Source organism: Bacillus sp. FSL K6-1003, assembly GCF_037964945.1.
In the GTDB taxonomy this organism is placed as follows: Bacteria; Bacillota; Bacilli; order Bacillales; family Bacillaceae; genus Bacillus; species Bacillus mojavensis.
On the sequence record NZ_CP150176.1, the window covers coordinates 2,253,655 to 2,276,427 of the forward strand.

A 22,773-nucleotide genomic window follows, 5' to 3' on the forward strand; every position below is an offset into this window, starting at 1 on the left:
ATCCCTTTGCTGTTTCAGTTCGGCTCACCTACAGTCTTTAGACTGAATATACGGTGCAATTCCGATCTCCAGCCGTCTAATGGTGCTATTTGGACGCGCTCCTCTTTTTGTTCATACAGCGAGAGATCAAAACCGCAATGTGAACAGCATGGCATGCTTCCTTTATCGGGCTCGTATGTTTCATCAAAATAGGCTAACAACGATTGTCTTAAGCAGCCGTCGCGATGAAGCAAAGCTGCCACGTGACGCATTTTTTCAAGTTTCAGCTCCATGCGATACGTGATTTCCCGCTTGATCAGATCAATCGATGTTTTCCCCTGCATAAAGAGATGGATGATCATACGCGACTGCGTCTCTGTGATACCATATTGCATGAATAATTCGCGCAGTTTTCTTTCGTCCCGTTCTTCCGTTTCTTCCAGCACTCGAATAACATTGGCGATTTCTCCATCCGCAAGACTCTCCATTTGGATAATCTGCTCTTGCAATTCGAAATCTCCAGGCGCTCTGAGCAAAATGCTGACACTTGGTTTTCCGTCACGCCCTGCTCTGCCGATTTCCTGCATAAAAGCTTCAGCCGTCTGCGGGAGATAAAAATGTATGACATATTTGATATCAGATTTATCAACACCCATTCCAAACGCATTTGTACAGCAAATGACATCAAGCTGGTTATTGATAAATTGCTGCTGAATTAACATTCTGTCGCCAGAATCCATGCCGCCATGGTAATAATCAACCCTGCTGCTTGTTTTGTTTTTAATTTCCTCCGCTAATTCCTCTGCCCATTTCCTTGTCGGACAATAGACAATTCCCGGACCTTGCAGGTTTTCAACCAGCTGAATGACCCTATCTATTTTTTCGGCAGTATCCGCAGTATTTTCAACTTTGAGTGCAATATTCGGCCGGTTAACCGAGTTAAGATGCCGTTCGGCATGATGCAGTTCAAGCAAATTCATGACATCATGCAGCGTATCCTTCGTCGCCGTAGCCGTCAGAGCAAGCACCGGCGGATGCCCAAGTGTTTTTCTCAGCTGTCCAAGCTTTGAATAATCCGGCCTAAAATCATGTCCCCACTCCGATATGCAATGCGCTTCATCAATAACGAAGAGACTGATCGGAACGCTCTTTAATTTTTCCAAAACATATGACGACTGCAAAGCTTCGGGCGACAGATACAAAAATTTGTACCGATGGATATGCTCTAAAACGAATTGTCTTTCCTGCCTGCCGAGCATACTATTCAAAGCGGCAGCCCGTTTTTCTCCCCGCGCTTTCAGCTGCTGCACCTGATCCTCCATCAAAGAAAGCAAAGGAGAAACGATTAATATCATACCGTCAAGCATGTAACCGGGCAACTGGTAGCAAAGAGATTTCCCTCCCCCTGTCGGAAGCATTGCAATGGTATCCTTTCCGCTGAGAACGCTTCTGATGATGTCCTCCTGTCCTTTTTTAAAGGATTGAAAACCAAAAAACTGATATAACACTTGCTGTAACTTAGTCATACTGTTTCACCTGCTTTGCCAATGCCAGCCTGATTTGAAAGTAGCTGAACCGCTGCTCTAGGCCTTCTCGAATTTGTTTGATCTTGTTTGTCCGCATGCGTTTGGCGAACTCAGCAATTTGGAGCTGATCCTCAGCCGAAATATATTCATCAATCACAAAAGCCGGCTCATGAAGAGAAATTTCGACGATATGGTCTTCAATTGTGGCAGTTTTCAGCTTTCTGATTTCAGCAATTCGCTGAATCGGAATCCCTTGTCTGACCATCTGCCATGTTTTTCTCGTAGACTCAGTCAGCGCATTCTCCAGATGCACATCGGAAAGAAGATCCTTTAGTATAGAATCTTCACATTGCGGCAAGGAATGAATAAAATAATGTACCACAGCCCAAAACAAGACATAAACGTACCACTCGTCTTCTTTCAGATTGTCAGCAAGCTGCCTGCTCGTATAACCGATCCTATTATATGAAGTTAATGAGTAGACAAAGATAAGAGCTGCTTTCTCGTCAAGCCTTTGCAAATGATCCTCCAGCATTTCCTGCAAGCCCCTTGCCAGTTTTTCATGATCCTTCTGCATGTGCATGTATCGCTTGACCCAGTGAAGCGTCTTATAATCTTTTGTGACGGGAATATACTGTCTGCTGCTGCGCTGCTTATTTGACAATACCTGTACGAGAAGGGAAAGTCTTTTCCAGAGCACGCTTGCGGCCTGCTGAAAATAAGCGCCGTGGCAATGGGCTGGCCAAGGCCGTTCACTCAGCGCCTGCCTCAACATGCTTTCGCCTCTTATAGTCACTCTGTATGTATCTGTTTCTGACATTGGTTCCAGAAATGACTGCTGTTCAAGCTTGCGAAGTGATCCTGATATGTCGCTTCTTGAACATTGCGGAGCCATTCCAAAATATCTTGCAGTCTGAAATAAGCCGGCATCTTGAATGGTTTGTGACGATCTTTTTCCTTTAAATAGGTGAAAAACGGCACTTCCTGTCCGTTCCCCGTTTATTTTAGAAAGGCAATCGAGAACCATAATATCAAAGTAATGTAATGACAACCTATCCACCCACATTCTTCCTGACAAAAATCGTTGGTTTGCTCTTTTTATTTTAACAGATTTTAAACATAAATCGACGTTTAAAGTCATCATTAGGGGGGATGTTATGTAGATAACCCCTTATGTGATAAGCATTCTCAATCATTTTTCTGTTGAAATGTGGCATCAACATCATTACAATAAGTAAGAGGAATAGGTGTTAAATTGATTAAATATAAAAGATTGATCCATTTGTTCCACCAAGAACAATCTGGGAGGTTTTATTCATGGCAAAGTACACAATCGTAGACAAAGATACATGCATTGCATGCGGCGCTTGCGGAGCGGCTGCACCAGACATTTACGATTACGATGATGAAGGCATCGCGTTCGTAACGCTTGACGAAAATAAAGGCGTTGTCGAAGTTCCTGAAGTACTGGAAGAAGATATGATTGACGCTTTTGAAGGATGCCCTACTGATTCCATCAAAGTGGCGGATGAGCCATTTGAGGGCGACCCGCTTAAATTTGAATAGAAGTAATCGAAAAAGCTCCCCTGCGGGAGCTTTTTTTATTTAATGAATATGCGCGCTTCTTTGCTGTTCAATCCATGGTTTAAGCTTGATAAAGATGAGTGTGAACACAATCGTAATGACAATGCCTTTTATGAGGTTAAACGGCAGGATACCAGCGACTACCGCTGTTTTCAGCGCACTGTCGGATAATGCCGGGGAGTGTAAAAACCATGTGTAGGCCGGAAGAATCAGAACATAATTCAGAATGCTCATCAGCACCGTCATAGCTGCAGTTCCAATCAGAAGACTCACTGTCAGGCCTTTTGCTGAATTCAGCTTTTTAAATAAGAAAGCAGTCGGCAATATAAAGAGTGTTCCGGCAATGAAATTTGCAATTTGTCCTACAGGCACTCCAGCCATGCTCCCCTGAATGATATATTGAAGAACATTTTTTATCGCTTCAACGGCAATACCCGCTAAAGGTCCGTATATAAGAATCGCAATAATGGCAGGGACATCACTGAAATCAATTTTTAAATAATCAGGAAGCCCCGGAAACGGAAAATTTAACAGCATCAATACAAATGCAATGCTGCTCAGCATGCTGATCACGACTAATTTTTTTACTTTCAAGTTGCTCTCTCCTTTTCGATCACATCTTACTCGAAAAGCGGAAAGGTTCTTTTTCCAGCCAATAAAAAAACCGCTCTATGATATAAAAGCGGGGTTTTAAAAATTGGCTTGGTAAAGAAACGTCTGAAAACCTTTTTTTCAAAACGCTGCTGAACCTCCATCTTCTCCCATCCAGACTATACTGTCGGCTTCGGAATCACACCGAATCCTGCTGTCAAAAACAGCTCGCGGGCTTAGAGCCAGTTGCTCATCACCGCCGGTAGGGAATTTCACCCTGCCCCGAAGATTGATCATATGAATTTGGTTCCATTATAAACGATAAATGATTGGTTGTATAGATAATTGCTTCAAATTAAAAATATCACCAAAAGTCTCTAAAACTGGTCAATTCCTCACTTTCCTTTTATCCTTTACTGCGTCAATACACATTGACACTCTATTGAGAATATGTTAAATTATCAGATATTTAGTTTGTCAATTTAGGAGGAAATCTTACGATGTTTCGAGTATTGGTCTCAGACAAAATGAGCAACGACGGCTTACAGCCACTTATTGAATCAGACTTTATTGAAATCGTCCAAAAAAACGTAGCAGATGCAGAGGATGAATTACATACCTTTGATGCTCTATTGGTGCGAAGCGCGACAAAAGTAACAGAAGACCTTTTTCAAAAAATGACTTCTTTAAAAATCGTCGGAAGAGCCGGTGTCGGTGTGGATAATATCGATATTGACGAAGCAACGAAACATGGGGTTATTGTTATTAATGCGCCAAACGGAAACACAATTTCCACAGCTGAGCACACATTTGCGATGATCTCATCTTTAATGAGACACATCCCTCAGGCCAATATCTCTGTAAAATCCAGAGAATGGAACCGCACAGCATATGTCGGTTCGGAACTTTACGGCAAAACACTTGGAATTGTAGGATTAGGCAGAATCGGAAGCGAAATTGCACAGCGTGCGAGAGCCTTCGGTATGACCGTGCACGTTTTTGATCCTTTCTTAACAGAAGAAAGAGCGAAAAAAATCGGTGTAAACAGCCGTACGTTCGAAGAAGTCTTGGAAAGCGCAGATATCATCACTGTGCATACACCGTTAACAAAAGAAACAAAAGGCTTATTAAACAAAGAAACGATTGCAAAAACGAAAAAAGGTGTTCGCTTAATTAACTGTGCACGAGGCGGCATTATCGATGAGGCAGCTCTTCTTGAAGCTTTAGAAAGCGGCCATGTTGCCGGTGCGGCGCTTGACGTTTTTGAAGTTGAACCGCCGGTTGATAATAAGCTCGTTGACCACCCGTTGGTGATTGCCACTCCTCACCTAGGGGCATCGACAAAAGAAGCGCAGCTGAATGTTGCAGCGCAAGTATCAGAAGAAGTGCTGCAGTTCGCAAAAGGTCTTCCTGTTATGTCAGCCATTAACCTGCCTGCCATGACAAAGGATGAATTCGCTAAGATCAAGCCTTACCACCAAATCGCAGGAAAAATCGGCAGTCTCGTATCACAATGCATGAAAGAGCCGGTACAGGATGTCGCGATTCAATATGAAGGCACAATTGCTAAACTTGAAACATCGTTTATTACAAAAAGCCTTCTGTCAGGCTTTTTAAAACCACGTGTTGACTCAACAGTTAACGAAGTAAATGCGGGCGGTGTCGCAAAAGAACGCGGCATTAGCTTTAGTGAAAAGATTTCCACTTCTGAATCTGGATACGATAATTGCATTAGCGTAAAAGTAACAGGAGACCGCAGCACCTTTACAGTTACAGCTACGTATATCCCTCATTTCGGAGAACGCATTGTCGAAATCAACGGGTTTAATATCGACTTTTATCCAACAGGCCACCTGGTTTATATCCAGCATCAGGATACGACGGGGGTCATCGGACGAGTGGGACGCATTCTCGGAGATAACGATATTAACATTGCAACCATGCAGGTTGGCCGTAAAGAAAAAGGCGGAGAAGCCATCATGATGCTTTCTTTTGACAGACATTTAGAAGATAAAATTGTGAAAGAACTAACAGATGTTCCTGATATCGTGTCTGTAAAACTTATTGATCTTCCATAATGAAAAAACTCAAGCTTTGCAGCTTGAGTTTTTTTCTTTTAACGGTTTTCTGTTTATGTATGTTTGTGCAGTACTTCTAACACGTTTCTCAGCTCGGATACTGGTATTTGCCCAGGTGCTGAAGCCTCTTCTCCTGCGCCGAATGTGCAAGCTGATCCAAATATTTCACCGCTCAGCCTGCTAACCAATCCTGTTCCCGCCATAGACATTGTGATCATCGGGCGGTCCGCATATTTTGTTTTCATGGTATATGTTGCATCAAGCAAGGTTAAAAGATCACCTGTATCCTTCGGCATTACAGCTATTTTCGGAATATGCGCTCCTAACTCCTGCATTTTTCGAAGCCGAGAAATGATCTCGTCCTTTGCAGGTGTTTTCTGAAAGTCATGATTAGACATAATTACATGGACACCATTTTCTCCCGCTAAAGATACTAGCGCTTTCACGTTCGCCTCTCCTGAAAATAGTTCAATATCGATAAAGTCTATGTCTTTTGTGCGGATAGCCGTTTCCAGCAAGGCGATATAGGAACTTACATCCATTTCTTTGCTCCCGCCTTCTTTATGCGATCTGAATGTAAATAGAAACAGCTTGTCTCTCAAAGACTCTCGCAGCTTTGAGATCATCTTTATGACTGCTTCACTGTCGTCTGCTTTTTCAAATCCATCGACTCGCCACTCGACAATATCCGGATCCAGTAATTTTACAGATTCTGCTTCTTTTAAAATTTGCTTTTCTGTTTTACCCATCAGCGGAACGATGATTTTTGGCATCCCTTCTCCAATGGAAACTCCTTTGATTGTTAGCGTGTTCACTTATCTCAAATCCTTTCAATCCTCACTTGTTCTATTATACACTTACACTTATTTTGTGAAAATTCCTATTATATCAAAAAACAAAAAAGCCCAAAGGCTTTTTCAGTTTAAAGAAATCGGATTGGGGGCAGCGGGTACCGGTATGGGATCTGAAACATCATATTTTCCAATTTTATTTGATCTAGTTTCTGTAAAAGTCACTTCTGTAAATCCAAATTCCTTTGCTGTTAAAAGAAGTCCCTCAAGCATTAAAATACCGGTGATTGAATCCTCGACTGCCGATTTTTTTGAGAAGTGAATATATAAATGTTTATGTTTTTCTGTTATTGATTTGATATCACCTGCGTGAATAACAGGTTTTGTATCCGGTTTACTGTTTGTTTCCATTTCCTTAAACGCTTCTTTTATTGTTTGAAACATTTTTTCAGAGGGAACAAGAAAGTCTTGTCCGTCTTTATTGTGATACAAATAGTAAGCTTTGTTCGTCTGTGTGTGAACAGGAATTTCAGTCAAAGTGCCATAGGAGCCAACTTTTGCACCAGCCCCGTTTTGATCGGTTGAAAACTTGACTCTCTCATAAGGGCTCCATTTCATTGTTTCTTTCAGCAATTTTTTTAATAGTTTAGCGTCTTTTAGAGAATCAACATCAATGTTCTCGTTAACTTGTATTCTTAGTTCTTTCTGTTTCTCCGTTACTTTCACTTCATCCATAAAGGATGGAATGGTGACGGCGTGATCAAGATAGCCTGATTGGTCACTGGCAAACAGGACATCCTGTATGTTTTGGTTTGAATTTGTTTTTTTAATGCTGATGGGTACGATTGTGGACGTATCGGCATCGGCAAACGCTACAGTTATATAATTGCTCTGTTCCTTTTCAGAAACAACAAACGAAGTCTGATCCAGCAACGGTGCTGCTTTTTGACTGTCTGCTGTCTCAGTTTTCGTTATAGCGTTTTCTTTAACCGCTTCTTTTTGAGGCTCTGCCTGATCAAAGAAATGAGGAGAAATAATGAAAGCGATATAAACTGCAGCAGCTGCTGCACATACGGGGCCAATCCATTTTACAGGGGGCTTTTTCTTCCGTTTTACCATCGAAAGCCGCTTGTATATGTCTTGCGGAGAACGATGGTCTTTAACTGCTGGCAGTTGACTTAACAACTCCTTTATCTGTTCTTCGTTCCAATCTGACTTCATCATCCATTAGCTCCTCCCTCAAAAGCTCCATATGTTTCCGAAGTACCTTGAGCCCTCTGTGTTGGGTCGTTTTTACTTTGCTTTCCGAGAAGCGCAGAGCATTGGCTGTTTCCTGTATTGAATATCCCTGTATAAACCGTAAGATAATCACAGATCTTTGATCGATCGTACATTGATCAAGCGCCGCATAAATTTCCCGGACATTTTCATGTTGAACCGCGAGTTCGTCCGGAAGCAATTGCTGATCTCTGACATCCTGTGTATCCCAATCAAATGTGCCGAGTACACGCTGTCTGATTGTCTGCTGCTTACGGAACCAGTCTATCGCCACATGGCGTGCAATCGACAAAAGCCATGTTTTTTCACTGCTTCTTCCTTCAAACGTATGATATGAATGTAATACACGAATATAAACCTCTTGAAGAAGGTCTTCAGCCTGGCTTTTATCCTTTACCATATAAAATAAAAATTGGTATAAATCTTGATGGTATGTTTTATATAACACTTGAAAGGTTTCTTCCATAGGAAACCCCTCCGTTTCTTTAGTCGTAATAATAGCTTAAAAGTTACATTACAACTATATTACGAGAAACTGGAATTTGGAAGGGAATTTATATTAACATATCCTTAAATTTTATTAAGAAAACACCCGCTTAGGTCAGCGGGTGTTTCTTATGGAACAAGATTCTTCGGCAAATTCAGACTCGACTTTATCATTTTGTCGGAATATAAAACGTAAACGTCGTTCCTTTGTCCATCCGGCTGTGCACTGTAATGGTACCGTTGTGAGCTTCTACAATATTTTTTACAATAGCCAGTCCCAGTCCGGTTCCTGCTCTGCCTCTTGTCCGTGCTTTATCTGCTTTATAGAATCGCTCAAAAATGAATGGCAGATCCTCTTCCGGTATCCCGGAGCCGGAATCTTTAACGTCTATTTTTACTCCATCCTTAACGGTATGAACGGAGATGGACACATTGCCGCCTGATTGAGTATGACGCAGCGCGTTATCAATTAAATTAGTAAACACCTGCTCCATCTTATCTTCATCAAACATCAATTCCTCTTCAGTGAGAGAAATGTCCTGATGCAAAGAAATATTTTTTTCTTTGGCAACGCCGGAAAATTTACGCATGATCTTTTCTATAAATTCATTAAGATTGATTTGTTCATAATGCAATCCAGTATGGCCTGATTCCATTCGGGCTAAATCAAGCAAATCGTTGACAAGACGGCCCATTCGCAGCGACTCGTCATATATAATTTGAGCAATCTCTTTTCGATCTTCTTCGGAGCTCGCAATGTCATCGACAATGGCTTCACTGTACCCTTGAAGCATGGAGATCGGCGTTCTTAATTCATGGCTGACATTTGCGATAAAGTCCTCACGCAATTTATCAAGGCGGCGTTCTTCGGTCATATCTCGAAGAACGGCAACCGCGCCTCTGACATGCGATTCCGCATACAGCGGCGACATCAGCAGCACCCATGATCTGCCCTGCAGCGTCATTTCAATCATTTGTTCTTTTTCAGTGCTGACAGCGTTTTGGAACAGTTCTTTTGCTTCTGGCGGAAGATTGTCGCCTTCTTTAATATTCATATTCTGCTCATAATACCAAGCCTGCAGAAAACGTTCAGCCGGCGGGTTTGTCACGAGAATCGTGCCGTCGATATTGATGGTAATCACTCCGTCAGCCATACTGCTTAATATGTTTGAAAGCTGTTCTTTTTCTTGGTTGAGCGCATTGATATGAAAGTTAAGCTGCCGTCCCATTTGATTAAAGGCGGTTGCCAGCTCACCGATTTCATCCTGGGTTAAAATCGGGATTTTCGTGTCAAACTTGCCCTTTGCCAAATCCTGTGCGCCCTCTCTCATTTTTCGAAGCGGATACGTGACCCTGCTTGATAAAAAGAAAGCAAAAAATGTGGTCAGCACAATCGCAATGCCTGCGGCAAGAAATATATAACGGGTCGTGTGTTTTGTTGTATCTTTGACGGCAAGCAAAGACTGAGATAAAAAGACCATGCCTTTTTTTCCGTCTTTTTCATACGGAACACCCACAATCAGGCGTTCATTATCCGTGTCTCCACCACTCAGGCCCGTTCGCTTACTGACTTTTTTATGGTTGTCCAGAGCCTGATGTAAATCCTTGTCCCGCTGTATTTGTTCAAGCGTGATAGATGAGAGCCGATTTTTATCGTTTGGCGAATACCAGTACTTTTTCTCATCCTGTATAATCGCAATGCTTGTTAAGTTATCAGCAAGCTCCCAAGTGATCGACCTTGCCAGCGCCTGATCCTCGTGTTTTTCTAAGATGACTGCGACTTTATTTGCAAGTTGGGTTAAATCATTTTCGGCTTCTTCCACATGATAATTTTCGATAAATTCGAGTAAAAGAACCGTTAAAATAAATAATACGATCAGGACAAGCGATAGGATCGTAGCCCACAGCTTTCCTACTACGCTTTTCCAAAATTTCATTCAGCGCCTACCTCGAATTTATAACCGACGCCCCATACAGTGACGATTTTTTTGGCAGCTCCCGGTGATACTTTATTGAGTTTTTCACGGAGACGTTTGACGTGTGTGTCTACTGTACGCAGATCGCCAAAAAATTCATACTGCCACACTTCCTTGAGAAGCTTTTCCCGATCATACACTTTGTCAGGCGTTTTCGCTAAGAAGTAAAGGAGCTCATACTCTTTCGGTGTTAAGCTCACTTCAGTTCCGTCTGCAGTTACCCGATGGGCATCATGATCGATTGACAGATGAGAAAACACCAATACGTTTTTCGTCGGCGTATTCGCATTGAAATAAGAGTTTTGAGATGCCCTTCTCAGAAGCGCTTTTACCCGCAGCACAACTTCTCTCGGACTAAACGGTTTGACAATGTAGTCATCTGTTCCCGATTCAAACCCCTGCACCCGGTTTGCTTCTTCTCCTTTTGCGGTCAGCATAATAATTGGTGTAGCTTTTTTTTCGCGTATTTGGCGGCAAACCTCAATTCCGTCTGTGCCAGGCATCATAAGGTCAAGCAAAATTAAGTCATAATTGGTTTCGAGGCCTTTGGCAATAGCTTCATCACCATTTTCCGCTTCTTCAATCACATAATTTTCACGTTCAAGATACATTTTTAAAAGGCGGCGAATTCTGGCTTCGTCATCAACTACTAATATTTTGGTTTCATTGGTTTGGTCCATCGTTTTCCCCCTGCTTTCCTTCTGTTACTTTCATTTTATCAAATCGTGAGAAAGTTTGAGAACTGTATCGCTTTGTTATCGACTATGCATAAGAATGAAGTCCGGCTAGCACAAGATTTACGAATATTAAATTGAACATAATGATGGCAAAACCAATGACGGCCAGCCATGCTGATTTCTCTCCGTGCCATCCTCTGGACAGCCTTAAATGCAAATATGCGGCGTAAAACAAAAACGTGATTAGCGCCCATACTTCCTTCGGGTCCCAGCCCCAAAATCTCGTCCAAGCAAGCTGAGCCCAAATCATGGCAAAGATCAGCGCGCCGAGTGTAAAAATCGGAAAACCGATGGAAACGGCCCTGTAGCCAACCTCATCCACCAGATCAAGATTCACGTTTTTCACCAGAGGATGTAAACAGGCACTGATTCTTTTTCTGACGATCAGGCGAAGCGCCCCATACAAAAGGAGTCCAGCTCCAAACGACCAAATCACCGTGTTTACCTTTCTGCCTGAGAAAAGGGCCGGAAGCTCTGCAATAGGCTGCATTTTCCCCTCGGTGATAAGCTCACCCTCATGCGGACCTACAAGTGCGGGCATTTCATAGACCATCACGCTTTTTTCCTTATTCTTATCCACCCAGTTAAACTCAGCTTCATAGCCGGCAAAACGAAACACAGATGTTATCACAATAAAGGCAACTGCTGTCACCATAATAAACATGATAGCTTCAAGCCAAAAGGTTTTTTTACTTGGTTTTGTCTGGTCAACATGCTTCAAAAGAAAAATGACACCTGCGACAAAACTGATGGCGAGTATCGCTTGCCCCAGCGCGGCCGTGGTTACGTGGATATACAGCCAATTGCTCTGCAATGACGGAATTAAAGGCGAAATGTCCGTCGGAAACATGCTGGCGTAAGCAATCAGCAATAAAGCAATCGATAGTGTAAACAGACCTAATGAAGGCAATTGATAGATAAAATAAAGGATAATAAACGCAAGCACAAGCATCATGCCAAAGGCCGTTGTAAATTCAAACATATTGCTGACAGGCGCATGGCCGCTGGCAGCCCACCTTGTCATAAAATAGCCCAGGTGGCAGAGAAAACCGATAATCGAAAGGGTAATTCCGATCGTCGCCCACCGGTTTGCCCTGTCTTTTTTATTTTTCCTTCCGCGTATGGCCCCTCCGAAAATTGGGACCGCGATTAAATACACGAGAAAGGCTGCATAAAGAAAATTTCCGCTCAGCTCCGCCATGACACCACTCCCTTTTCGCCTATTTCTGTGTTTTCATTAATTCTTTTTGGTCTGCTGGTTCAGTCAGCCCCGTTTCGGCTAAAACAAATGTTAAATCCTGCTTGAGTCCGTACCAGTTTTTATTGGTATGGCCGGCAACCATGACTGCACCATCCTGTGTATGCAGCCAGATTCTGCGGTGTTGCCAGTACATTCCTTGAATGACGCCAATCATAAAAATGGCTCCGCCGATAGCAAGCACCCAAAGCGTCAGATCTTTTCTGACTGTCAGACCGGTTATGTTTTTCGTTTCGACATGGTCAAATTTTAACTTGTACTTATTGCTGCCCGACCCTTCAATGGTTTCTTGAATGGCCACAAAGCTTTTTTCGCCTTTTGGCTTATCTGGCGTTATGATATTAAAAACAAAAGCCGGATTGTTTGGGATTTTTGTTTTTGTGCTCGGCTCTCCGTCCTGATTAAAATAGAAGTCAGGAAGGTAGCTGGCGACCTCAACTTTGTAACCGTTACCAAGATCATAAACCGAATCTGGATCCAATAGGTTGACCTTTAAGCTCCCAAAGGATTTTTTTGATTTTTTGTCAATCAGCTGAAACACCATCTGATCGAGCTGATTCTCTTTATAATCCACCTGATAAACAGAAAACGAATCAAAGCGCAGCGGCTGATTCACACGAATATCTTCTTCTTTTACTTTTTTCAGCTTCGGCTTCTCTCCATAGACAATTTTGCCTTCCCGTTTATAGAGAACTGCGTCTGTTTGAAAGTTTTTCGCGACCTTTCCGCTTCCGACTCTGTCAATGGCATCAGCGAACACCTTTTTTTCTGTCTCGCTGTTATAAGTCTCTACGCTGAATTGATTGTTTTTCAAATAATATCTTCCGTCTGTGCCTGGAATTGCCGCAGTTTCGCCTTCTCTGACCCAGAGCGTTTCATCGATGTACATGCCCGGCACAAATCTCAGCATTGCGCCAATCAGGAAAATGATTAATCCTATGTGATTAACATACGGACCCCAGCGGGAAAAACGTCCTTTTTCCGCCAGAATGCTGCCCTCTTTTTCTCTGATTCTATAACGCTTTTTCTTTAAGAGAGTGACAATCTTTTCTTTTTCTTCCTTGTTGAGCTCGGTCTCGGTTTTACTGAACAGCCTCTGCCTTTTTAAGAAAACAGGGCTTCTCCTGACACCCTGATTTTTCAATGCTCTGTACAGGGGAATCACGCGGTCAAGGCTGCAAATGACAAGAGAAATGCCGATAGAGGCAATCAGCAGCAAATACCACCAAGATCCATATAAATGATGGAGCCCGAGTAAATAATAAAGCTGGCCGAACGTGCCGTATTGTTCTTTATAATATGTATCAGCCTGAGCGCCGGGGGGCAAATAGGCTTCTTGAGGAAAAATAGTCCCGAATGCTGATGCTGCAAGGGTTATGACGATAAGCCATATTCCGACCTTAACCGAAGAAAAGAAGTTCCATATTTTATCAATGATCGTTTTGTTATAGGTTTGTGAGCGTCTAGCACTTCCATCGTATCTCATATCGGCAAGCGGGGGCTGTGTTTCCTGAAGCGCCCTGCCACATGATTCACATAAAACGGTTCCGACCGGGTTGATATGTCCGCATTCACATTTTACCTGTTTCATCCCGAGGTCGCTCCGGGTTTTATCAGATTCATATAGTCATGGATCATGCTTTCTGTCATAGTGCCGGTCACCACCTTGACAACTTTTCCTTCCGGATTGATTAAAAAGGTTGTCGGAAGCGGGGATACGCCATAGGCATCAAGCACCTGACGATCTGTATCCAGGACAACCGGAAAATTCACTCCGTAGGATTTCATAAAATTATGTACTGCTATCTTTGACTCCCCAACATTTACCGCGACAATTTCAACGCCTTGGTCTTGAAAATATTTGTATTGGTTCGCCATATAAGGAAATTCTTTTTTGCACGGCTCACACCAGGTGCCCCAGAAATTCAAAAAAACACCTTTTCCTTTTAAGTTACTCAGTTCAATACGTTCCCCATTCGTATCTTCAAGGACAAAATTCGGTGCCTCGGACCCTTCAGATATGCTCTCTTTGTCGGCAAATACAGCATTGTATATTGTATAGGCCAGCGCGCAAATCAAAATGAGAAGGATGCCGGTCCGAATGAATAAACGCCTTTTTTTCTTCATTGTCCACTGCCCCCTTCCCCTATTGCAGATCCATTCAATTATATCATTGCACATTCATTTCACATTTCTAACTTTTTGAAGGTTATGTGAAACTTAGAAAGCGTTTTTACCGTGTTCCGCTAGCGCTCTGAGTCTTTTGACTTCATGCGGCGTGAGCTCTCTTGCGTCTCCCGTATTTAAGCCTCTCAGATTTAAAAATGCGTATTCTTCCCGCTTCAGCTTGATTACTTCATGTCCAATCGCTTCAAACATGCGGCGCACTTGCCTGTTCCGTCCCTCATGGATGGTCAGCTGTATAATGCTTGTTTGTTTTCTCTTATCCAATGAAAGCAGCTTCGCTTTGGCAGGCGCTGTTTTGCCTTCCTCCAGCATAATGCCGCGCTCCAGCTTTCTGATCAGCTCTTTAGACGGTATGCCTTTTACCTTTGCTACATATGTTTTGTTTATTTCATATTTAGGATGCATCAGCTTGTTGGCAAACTCGCCGTCATTGGTTAAAAGCAAAAGACCGCTAGTATCGTAATCCAGACGTCCGACCGGATAAATGCGCTGCGGCACTTCTCTTAAAAAGTCAGTCACGACTTTGCGCCCTTTGTCATCTTCCGCTGCGGAAATCACGCCTCTTGGTTTATATAGAAGAAAATAAACAGGCTCTTCACGTTCCACCTTCAAACCGTTTACTTCAATCTGATCAGAACCGGTTACTTTAACACCAAGCTCTGTTATTACTTTGCCGTTCACCTTTACTTTTCCTTCTTTAATCAGCTCTTCTGCCTTTCTGCGTGATGCAACTCCGGCGTGAGCAATTACTTTTTGCAGTCTTTCCATGTCTTTCACCTCAAGTATTATCTTACTTTTTTCAACCTAAACAAACAAGCTTTTTCAGATTTCGCATGCTTTATCTAAAAAAACGCCATTTTCAGGCGCTCCCAAATAATAACGTAACGATGATGATAGATGCAACTACACCGATTAAATCAGCAAGAAGTCCTACCTTTAACGCATCACCCATTTTTTTTATGCCGACCGCTCCGAAATACACAGTCAGCACATAAAGTGTTGTATCCGTTGACCCCTGCATCACCGATGCCAGCCTGCCAATAAAGGAGTCCGGTCCATAAACTGCAATTAAATCGGTCGTCATTCCCAGAGCAGCCGTACCGGAGATCGGACGGATCAGCGCAAGCGGAACCACCTCAGCCGGTATGCCAATGGCCGAAAAGGCCGGCTTTAAAAGATCCATAAAAAAGTCAAGCGCGCCTGATGATCTGAAAACGGTAATTGCAACAAGCATCCCGACTAAGTAGGGGATAATCGAAAATGCGATCTCAATTCCTTCTTTTCCGCCTTCAACAAAGGATTCATATGTCGGCACCTTTTTGATTGTTCCATAAAGAAGAATGCCGGCAATAATGATAGGGATCATGGCTAAAGACAGCCAGTTGATAATTTCCATCGGCTTACCTCCCCTTCTTTTTACGGCGGTAATAAAAATACCGGTCAATAATAATGGCGCCGATTCCAGAAATGAGTGTCGCCAAAATGCTCGGTCCGACGATATCTGTCGGCGTTTTGGAGGAATAGGCCATTCTCACGGCGATAACCGTTGTCGGGATGAGAGTAATGCAGGAAGTATTAACAGCCAAAAAAGTGATCATGGAACGGCTCGCTTCCGAACGATTTCCATTCAGCTTTTTCATTTGCTCCATTGCTTTAATGCCAAGAGGTGTGGCCGCATTCCCCAGGCCGAAGAAATTCGCCATGAGATTTGATAAAATGTAGCCCATTGCGGGATGATCCGGCGGTATGTCAGGGAACAGCTTAGAAATAAAAGGTCTGCACATACGGCTGATAATATCCAGCAATCCTGACTGTTCAGCTATTTTCATTAAACCCAGCCAAAAAACAAGCACGCTCATAAGTCCAAATGAGATTGTGACGGCTTCTTTGGCTCCTTTAAACACCGCCTCATTTACATCCTGCAGCGTTCCATTGCACATCGCAAATACTAGCCCGATCACAGTTAAGCTGACCCAGATTATATTGACCATTTTGCCCCGCCAGCCGCATTCAGAAAAATTGATTTAAATGTTTCAAAAAACTTTTTTTTCGGTTTTTGATTTCGTTCGTTTTCGTAATAGATCGGCACTTTTGCGATGGTTTCATCGTTGAACATGACTTTCATATGTCCTACAATATCCGGAATTTTTGAAGCATCCTTTTCCCAGGCTTTTTTCGGTTTGAGCAGCGTAGTGTTAATTTTGACATCTTCTTTTTCTTCTTCGGTAAGCAAATAGGTGATGTCTCGTTTGATGAAAGCTTTGGACTCATAAAATGTACCTTTGAGCTTTGGAATGTCTCCTTTTTTTGCGATTAAATATGTTTGAAAATGCTCAAATACATAGTTAAACATATTCATATGATCATCCCAATCGTCAGGGTCATTAATGGTCACGGCTATCAGATCAACGCCGTCCTTTGAAGCGGTTGAAACCAGTGTGCGTTTTGCAAGCTTGGTATAGCCTGTTTTTCCCCCTGTACTGTATGGATACAGCATCGTCAGCAATTTATTTTTGTTTTTCCACACGCTTTCCATTGTTTCTGCTTTGTATACTTTTGTGCCGGAGATGGTTTGATAGTCTTTGAGCTTCATGGCGTATTTCGTTAAAATAGCCATGTCATAAGCTGATGAGTAATGATTTTCATGGTCGTCCAATCCGTGCGGGTTTTGAAAACGGGTATTCTCCATACCGATTTGCTCTGCTTTTTGGTTCATCATATAGACAAATCCATCGAGGCTTCCCCCGACATACTCAGCGATCGCAACAGCAGCATCGTTCCCGGATCTCAGCATCAGGCCATACACAAGATCCTTTAATTTTACTTTTTGCCCTTCGGTTAAATAAATGGCCGAGCCCTCTGTTCTGACCGCATTTGCAGACACAGTCACGGTTTCTTCCATTTTTCCTGATTCAATGGCGAGAACAGCGGTCATGATCTTTGTAATACTGGCAATTCGCCTTTTTTCATGCTCGTCCTTGGCAAATAACACTCTTCCTGATGTGCCGTCAATGACAATCGCGCTCTTCGCACTGACATTTATAGCTGCATGGGCTGTGTTCACATTTACATTTGCAAATAGAAAAGAAATAATGACTATTAATACAGCTTTTTTAAAAATGCGCATGTTTGTTCACGTCCTTGTGGTGGTTTGTACAAGTTTATGCGCATGTCCATCAGTTATGAATAACAATTGTGTCTTGGCCTGCAAACATAAAAAAACTCTCCCATAAAAGGAGAGTAAGTGTTATCTGATTGATGCCATGCTAGATCCGGACGCTTCGTAATGAGCCAGTTCTTCCCTCATCTTCAGAAACGCTGCGCTCAGCGGCAATAATAATTGCTCCAGAGACTGCGGAACAGCATGGTAGAACTCAATTGCGCTGACTCCGGTATATGACGCCCGGCTGTTTTCACACCAGGTGTCTTTCTTTGGCATAAAGAACTCTTCAATGCATTGATGATACACATTGTAAAGTGTTTTTTCCGCTCTGGTTTCCTGAAAAGGCTCTTGTATAAGGAGGCGGCGGCATGCTTCAGCGCCTCCTTCACAAAATACTGTCATTCTTCTCAGCGTGCTCAGCACATCACAGCAGTAAGCCTCTTCAACAGGCAATTCAGCCTGCATAGACGCCAGCGTGGTTTGATTTAAATAATCATTAACGGTATTGACAACCATTGATAAGAATTCGCCTGTTTTTTGAGTCTGCACTCGCACAATCGAATGTCCCATTTCGTTTGGTATCTTCCCCTCATGTCTTTGTCTCTCACATTTTGCTTCTTTCATGATAGCTACTTCTTCCTTATATCTTATGTTGATGAAAAAGCGCGATTCATTATTTCTCTATTTTATATCTTCAAAGGTTTGGTTAAAGTTTTCAAAGAATAAATCCGCTTCTTCTTGAAGAACGTCATCTTCCGCATTTTCAGGCAGCGGCGGAAGCTCGTCCAGCGTTTTTAAGCCGAATTGCTCAAGAAAAGTCGGCGTCGTGCCGTATAAAATGGCCCGTCCCGGACCGTCAGCGCGCCCGACTTCACACAGCAGCGCCTTGGCGACAAGGCTGTGTAAAATTCTTTCTGATTTCACACCTCTGATATCTTCAATTTCCGCTCTTGTGATCGGCTGTTTATATGAAACAATCGCCAGCACCTCCAAAGATGCTTGGGAAAGGCCTTTCGACGGTACTTCGATCAGTTTTTTCAAGTACGGCGCAAAGTCCTTTTTGGTGGAAAGCATGTACGTATCTGCATATTCAATAAGTTCAATGCCTCTTGTATCATGTCGGTATTCGTCTGCCACATCCGCCATAATGGTGTTCAGTTCAGGCTCTTCTATTTCAAGCACTGTTAACAGCTGTTTTTTGGTCAGTCCTTCATCGCCTGCCGCATATAGAAGGGCTTCCACTATAGCTTTCCAATTCACGATATCAAGCCCCATGAATGGATTCACTCCCCATAATGTAAATATCTGAAAAATTCCGCTCCTGCTCAATCAAAATCAGCTGATTTTTCATCAGTTCTAAAACTGCCAGGAAAGTGACAACTAAATGTTCTTTTTGCTCATATGAAAAAAGATCCATAAAGTTAATTCTTTTCCCTTTTGATTTCAGGCTGTGGACGATTTCATTCATTCTGTCTTCGATTGGTATTTCCTGTCTTGTAATTGTTGTTTCCATCGGCCTTGTTATTTTTTTTCGCTTCAGCACTTTTTGAAAAGCGCCAATCATATCGTATACCGTGACTGACAGCTTTTGCTCCGATTGTTTCACTTCTTTTGCATATTCGCTCAAATCACTCGGCGGTTTCGTAAATGATTTTTGTCTTTCTTCTTCCCGTTCCTTTAATTCCTTCGCCGCGTCTTTATATTTTCTATACTCAATCAGCTTTTCAATCAGTTCCTCCCGTGGATCTTCTTCCTCAAGAAATTCATCCTCAAACAGCTCTTCCTCTTGCTTCGGGAGCAGCATTCTGCTTTTAATACTGAGCAGTGTTGCAGCCATCACCAAATACTCGCTGGCGATATCAAGCTCAAGCACACGCATCGTATGTACATATAATAGATATTGTTCAGTAATCTTCGCCACGGGTATATCATATATGTCAATTTCAAGACGATTGATTAAATGAAGCAGCAGGTCCAATGGGCCTTCAAACGTATCAATTTTTACTTGATATTCTTCCATCATCTCACCATTTTCAAGTATCGCTCTCATTGCCGGATAAACTGGCTACCCTTTAGTATAAGCCACCAAAAAGCTCTCGTCCAATACTATTTCATTTCCTGTATTTCAAGAGAATTTGTGCTGAATATTCAAAATAACAAGATATCCGCCTACACCAAAAAGGGCAGGTGTACATAGGATGCTCGCGTAGACCATAACAAAGGAGGCTGAATGTTCATGGGAGAAAAGTGCTTCAGCGGCAGTTTTGCTTTAATTGTCGTTTTGTTTATTCTGTTAATTATCGTAGGTGCTGCTTGGATTTGCTAGAACTAAAAAAGAGCGGGTCCAATGCGCTGTTTTTTCCTTTCATCTGTCCTGTGTTACACTAAAGGCGGATTAAAAGGAGGAAGCATCTTGTACCCGAAAGCTTATATCGATTATCTCGTTGAATTTCACGCAACACGAGATTATTTTGAATGCCATGAAATACTAGAAGAATATTGGAAGGAAGATCCTCCGAACAAACGGAAAATATATTGGGTCGGCTTTATCCAGCTTGCTGTTGCTTTGTATCATCATAGAAGACAGAATACAGCCGGGGCCAAAAAATTGCTGGCAAACAGCATACGGATTCTTCAAGCGGAAAAACAAGCGGTGGAAGATTTGGGGCTTGATCATACCCGTTTACTGGAGCTTATGCAGTCGGTTTACGAACAAATTGAACTGGGATCTTCCTATAAAAGCATCATGCTGCCAATTAAAGATGAGAGGCTGGAGGAAGCATGCCGCATTGAATGCAAGCGAAAAGCTTACAGATGGGGGCAGCCCAGCACACTCACCGATAGATTTCTTATTCATAAACATCGTTTGCGGGATCGGACTGATGTCATCCGTGAACGCGAGAAAGAAATTGAGCGAAGAAAAAAAAGCAGAGGCTGATAACAGCCTCTGCTTAATTATTGTATGAAATGTCTTGATCCTGCTGACCTTGACAGCGTTCGAAAAAGCTCTGCGTTAATTCATTCGGAACCAGTACCTGCGTTTTGAATAAATGCTTTAAAGCATCCATCATCTGTTTTCCGATTCCTTGATGGCGATGAGAAGGATTCACACTGATATGCCGGATTTCAACCTCGGAATCCTTTTTTTCAACTCCGATTGCTCCGACGATATCCTCGTCCTCTTTCCACAGAAAGAGCTGGCGGTCTGTATCCGTTTCGTAGTCCTTAATTGTCTGCTGAAGCTGCTTAAGATCTTTTTCATTCGGCATAAATGAAAGAAGTCCCATCGCAATCTTTTCAAACGATTTTTTATAACGAATTAACATAAAAACCCCTCTATATCCTAATGTCCAGTTCTATCAAACGGAAAAGTATAGGTGATCCGTTTTCTCACATTATATCATTTTCGCCATATTTTTAAACTGTTTTCAGCAAATTATTCAAATGAACGGTTTAAATTTGCCATTTCTATGGCAGAAACAGCACAATCTACACCCTTGTTGCCCGCTTTTGTTCCAGCCCGTTCAATGGCCTGCTCAATGTTTTCCGTAGTGACAATTCCAAAGATCACTGGTACGCCTGTTGTGTTCGCTGCTTGCGCGATGCCTTTTGCAGCTTCGTTGCAGACATAATCATAATGAGTCGTTGCGCCTCTGATGACAGTGCCGAGTGTAATAATGGCGTCATATTTTTTTGTTTCCGCCATTTTTTTAGCAGCGAAAGGAATTTCAAATGCGCCCGGAACCCAAGCCACATCAATATCGTTTGTATCCACGCCGTGTCTGAGCAATGCATCTTCTGCCCCGCTCAGCAGCTTACTTGTAATAAAATCATTAAATCTACCTACGACGATTCCAATTTTAAGACCTGTACCAACTAAATTTCCTTGTATGATATTCATATGATTCCCATCCTTTTTTGTGATTTTTGTTATTAGAAATGAAGTAAATGACCTAGTTTGTTCATCTTTGTTTGCAAATATTTTTTGTTATGCTCTTTGGCCTCCATTTGAAGTGGCACTCTTTCTGTAATGCTGAGTCCATAGCCTTCAAGTCCGGCAATTTTCCGCGGATTATTCGTCAAAAGCTTCATATTCCGCACGCCGAGATCGCGTAAAATTTGAGCACCAATGCCGTAATTGCGCAAATCAGGCAAAAAGCCGAGCGCCTCATTAGCTTCTACAGTGTCATATCCTTCTTCCTGAAGCTTATAGGCTTTTAACTTATTGATTAGACCGATGCCCCGGCCTTCTTGGCGGAGATACAAAAGCACTCCCCGGCCTTCTGCGGCAATTTGCGTTAGCGCGGCGTGAAGCTGCGGGCCGCAGTCACAGCGATGAGACCCAAACACATCACCTGTGAGACACTCTGAATGAACCCGGACCAATACTGGTTCTTCATTAAACGGCACATCTCCCATCACAAATGCGACATGCTCTTTTCCGTCGATCTCATTTGTGTATCCGTACACCTTAAATGTGCCAAAATCAGTCGGCAAGGTAATATCGACTTCCCGCTCTACAAGTGTTGTCAAGTTGTAGCGGTACTCAATTAAATCTTTAATGGTGATCATTTTTAATTGATGCTTTTTCGCAATTTCTATCAGCTCAGGTACTCTTGCCATCGTTCCGTCTTCATTCATAATTTCGCAAATGACGCCTGCTCCCTGAGAACCGCAAGCTTCAGCAAGATCGACTGCCGCTTCTGTATGGCCCGCTCTTTTCAGAACACCTCCCTTTTTCGCAATCAGGGGAAAAATGTGCCCCGGACGCTGAAAATCTGCCGGCACTGAACCGCTGTCCAGCAAAGCTTTGACAGTAAATGATCTTTCCTGTGCGCTGATTCCCGTTTTTGTCTTACGGTGGTCAATGCTTACTGTAAAAGCAGTGTGGTGGGAATCTGTATTGTGCTCAACCATAGGATGAAGATCGAGCCTGTCAGCGATTTCCTCACTGAGAGGCGTGCAAATCAGCCCTCTTCCGTGCGTCGCCATAAAGTTAATCACTTCAGGAGTCGCATGCTCCGCAAGAGCCACAAAGTCTCCTTCATTTTCTCTGTCTTCATCATCAACAACAATGATGACTTCGCCTTTTTTTAAAGCGTCTAATGCCTCTTCTATCGGATGAAACATGCTAATCTT

Annotated in this window: 25 protein-coding genes and 1 riboswitch; of the genes, 4 read left to right on the forward strand and 21 right to left on the reverse strand. The window is 42.7% G+C overall.

Features of this window, described 5'->3' with window-relative positions:
* Window positions 1-14: 14 nt before the first annotated feature.
* A complete protein-coding gene (locus tag NSU16_RS11365) occupies window positions 15-1,505 on the reverse strand; it encodes an ATP-dependent DNA helicase RecQ (protein ID WP_339190879.1) in 1,491 nt (496 codons plus the stop codon).
* Window positions 1,498-2,556: a helix-turn-helix domain-containing protein gene (locus NSU16_RS11370; protein WP_339192681.1), complete on the reverse strand. Its 1,059-nt coding sequence runs from the start codon at window positions 2,554-2,556 to the stop codon at window positions 1,498-1,500. The genes NSU16_RS11365 and NSU16_RS11370 overlap by 8 nt, the downstream gene beginning before the upstream one ends.
* Before the next feature lie 266 nt (window positions 2,557-2,822).
* On the opposite strand from NSU16_RS11370, the gene NSU16_RS11375 reads away from it, so the two are divergent.
* Window positions 2,823-3,071, forward strand: coding sequence for a ferredoxin (locus NSU16_RS11375; RefSeq protein ID WP_003225461.1), 249 nt, complete (start codon window positions 2,823-2,825; stop codon window positions 3,069-3,071).
* A 39-nt stretch (window positions 3,072-3,110) separates the two neighbouring features.
* Here NSU16_RS11375 and fmnP read toward each other — a convergent pair whose 3' ends face one another.
* Entirely contained in the window at window positions 3,111-3,683 is a 573-nt protein-coding gene (gene fmnP, locus NSU16_RS11380; RefSeq protein WP_029441351.1) for a riboflavin transporter FmnP, read from the reverse strand.
* A gap of 155 nt (window positions 3,684-3,838) precedes the next feature.
* A riboswitch (FMN riboswitch) is annotated at window positions 3,839-3,974 on the reverse strand.
* Between the two features lie 206 nt (window positions 3,975-4,180).
* Here fmnP and serA point away from each other — a divergent pair.
* On the forward strand, window positions 4,181-5,758 hold the full coding sequence (serA, locus tag NSU16_RS11385) for a phosphoglycerate dehydrogenase (RefSeq protein ID WP_010334772.1): 1,578 nt from the start codon (window positions 4,181-4,183) through the stop codon (window positions 5,756-5,758).
* A 53-nt stretch (window positions 5,759-5,811) separates the two neighbouring features.
* On the opposite strand, the gene aroD is transcribed toward serA, so the two are convergent.
* The 15 genes from aroD to scpA form a co-directional block, all read right to left on the reverse strand.
* Window positions 5,812-6,573 carry a type I 3-dehydroquinate dehydratase gene (gene aroD, locus NSU16_RS11390; RefSeq protein WP_326328690.1) on the reverse strand — a complete coding sequence of 254 codons (762 nt, stop codon included), beginning with the start codon at window positions 6,571-6,573 and terminating at the stop codon, window positions 5,812-5,814.
* Between the two features lie 102 nt (window positions 6,574-6,675).
* Entirely contained in the window at window positions 6,676-7,773 is a 1,098-nt protein-coding gene (locus NSU16_RS11395; protein WP_339190884.1) for a sigma-X negative effector, read from the reverse strand.
* Window positions 7,709-8,293, reverse strand: coding sequence for an RNA polymerase sigma factor SigX (sigX, locus tag NSU16_RS11400; RefSeq protein ID WP_339190886.1), 585 nt, complete (start codon window positions 8,291-8,293; stop codon window positions 7,709-7,711). Before sigX ends, NSU16_RS11395 begins: the two co-directional genes overlap by 65 nt.
* Before the next feature lie 190 nt (window positions 8,294-8,483).
* On the reverse strand, window positions 8,484-10,250 hold the full coding sequence (gene resE / locus NSU16_RS11405; RefSeq protein WP_010334776.1) for a sensor histidine kinase ResE: 1,767 nt from the start codon (window positions 10,248-10,250) through the stop codon (window positions 8,484-8,486).
* Window positions 10,247-10,969, reverse strand: a complete 723-nt coding sequence (resD, locus tag NSU16_RS11410) for a DNA-binding response regulator ResD (protein ID WP_010334777.1) — start codon at window positions 10,967-10,969, stop codon at window positions 10,247-10,249. The genes resE and resD overlap by 4 nt, the downstream gene beginning before the upstream one ends.
* 82 nt (window positions 10,970-11,051) lie before the next feature.
* Window positions 11,052-12,227, reverse strand: a complete 1,176-nt coding sequence (ccsB, locus tag NSU16_RS11415; RefSeq protein WP_010334778.1) for a c-type cytochrome biogenesis protein CcsB — start codon at window positions 12,225-12,227, stop codon at window positions 11,052-11,054.
* A 19-nt stretch (window positions 12,228-12,246) separates the two neighbouring features.
* Complete coding sequence (resB, locus tag NSU16_RS11420; RefSeq protein WP_339190888.1) at window positions 12,247-13,875, reverse strand: cytochrome c biogenesis protein ResB; 1,629 nt, start codon at window positions 13,873-13,875, stop codon at window positions 12,247-12,249.
* The gene (locus NSU16_RS11425; RefSeq protein WP_268471333.1) at window positions 13,872-14,411 is read right to left on the reverse strand and encodes a thiol-disulfide oxidoreductase ResA; all 540 of its coding nucleotides are present in this window, start codon (window positions 14,409-14,411) and stop codon (window positions 13,872-13,874) included. Before NSU16_RS11425 ends, resB begins: the two co-directional genes overlap by 4 nt.
* Before the next feature lie 93 nt (window positions 14,412-14,504).
* Window positions 14,505-15,239 carry a 23S rRNA pseudouridine(2605) synthase RluB gene (gene rluB / locus NSU16_RS11430; protein ID WP_010334781.1) on the reverse strand — a complete coding sequence of 245 codons (735 nt, stop codon included), beginning with the start codon at window positions 15,237-15,239 and terminating at the stop codon, window positions 14,505-14,507.
* A gap of 91 nt (window positions 15,240-15,330) precedes the next feature.
* Complete coding sequence (spmB, locus tag NSU16_RS11435) at window positions 15,331-15,867, reverse strand: spore maturation protein SpmB (RefSeq protein ID WP_010334782.1); 537 nt, start codon at window positions 15,865-15,867, stop codon at window positions 15,331-15,333.
* Between the two features lie 4 nt (window positions 15,868-15,871).
* Complete coding sequence (spmA, locus tag NSU16_RS11440; RefSeq protein WP_339190892.1) at window positions 15,872-16,462, reverse strand: spore maturation protein SpmA; 591 nt, start codon at window positions 16,460-16,462, stop codon at window positions 15,872-15,874.
* Entirely contained in the window at window positions 16,450-17,598 is a 1,149-nt protein-coding gene (locus NSU16_RS11445; protein ID WP_168748149.1) for a D-alanyl-D-alanine carboxypeptidase family protein, read from the reverse strand. The genes spmA and NSU16_RS11445 overlap by 13 nt, the downstream gene beginning before the upstream one ends.
* 120 nt (window positions 17,599-17,718) lie before the next feature.
* On the reverse strand, window positions 17,719-18,258 hold the full coding sequence (locus tag NSU16_RS11450) for a YpuI family protein (protein WP_010334784.1): 540 nt from the start codon (window positions 18,256-18,258) through the stop codon (window positions 17,719-17,721).
* A 57-nt stretch (window positions 18,259-18,315) separates the two neighbouring features.
* Window positions 18,316-18,909 carry an SMC-Scp complex subunit ScpB gene (scpB, locus tag NSU16_RS11455; RefSeq protein ID WP_010334785.1) on the reverse strand — a complete coding sequence of 198 codons (594 nt, stop codon included), beginning with the start codon at window positions 18,907-18,909 and terminating at the stop codon, window positions 18,316-18,318.
* Window positions 18,899-19,654, reverse strand: a complete 756-nt coding sequence (scpA, locus tag NSU16_RS11460) for a segregation/condensation protein A (RefSeq protein WP_010334786.1) — start codon at window positions 19,652-19,654, stop codon at window positions 18,899-18,901. The genes scpB and scpA overlap by 11 nt, the downstream gene beginning before the upstream one ends.
* Before the next feature lie 216 nt (window positions 19,655-19,870).
* Here scpA and NSU16_RS11465 point away from each other — a divergent pair, with 216 nt between their 5' ends.
* Both NSU16_RS11465 and NSU16_RS11470 read left to right on the forward strand, forming a co-directional pair.
* The gene (locus tag NSU16_RS11465; RefSeq protein WP_032731254.1) at window positions 19,871-19,960 is read left to right on the forward strand and encodes a YjcZ family sporulation protein; all 90 of its coding nucleotides are present in this window, start codon (window positions 19,871-19,873) and stop codon (window positions 19,958-19,960) included.
* Window positions 19,961-20,047: 87 nt separating this feature from the next.
* A complete protein-coding gene (locus tag NSU16_RS11470; protein WP_229147010.1) occupies window positions 20,048-20,572 on the forward strand; it encodes a DUF309 domain-containing protein in 525 nt (174 codons plus the stop codon).
* Window positions 20,573-20,585: 13 nt separating this feature from the next.
* On the opposite strand, the gene ribT is transcribed toward NSU16_RS11470, so the two are convergent.
* The 3 genes from ribT to NSU16_RS11485 form a co-directional block, all read right to left on the reverse strand.
* Window positions 20,586-20,960: a GNAT family N-acetyltransferase RibT gene (gene ribT / locus NSU16_RS11475; protein WP_003223910.1), complete on the reverse strand. Its 375-nt coding sequence runs from the start codon at window positions 20,958-20,960 to the stop codon at window positions 20,586-20,588.
* A gap of 110 nt (window positions 20,961-21,070) precedes the next feature.
* Window positions 21,071-21,535: a 6,7-dimethyl-8-ribityllumazine synthase gene (gene ribH, locus NSU16_RS11480; protein WP_003223915.1), complete on the reverse strand. Its 465-nt coding sequence runs from the start codon at window positions 21,533-21,535 to the stop codon at window positions 21,071-21,073.
* A 32-nt stretch (window positions 21,536-21,567) separates the two neighbouring features.
* Window positions 21,568-22,764, reverse strand: coding sequence for a bifunctional 3,4-dihydroxy-2-butanone-4-phosphate synthase/GTP cyclohydrolase II (locus NSU16_RS11485; RefSeq protein ID WP_168748151.1), 1,197 nt, complete (start codon window positions 22,762-22,764; stop codon window positions 21,568-21,570).
* Window positions 22,765-22,773: the final 9 nt, after the last annotated feature.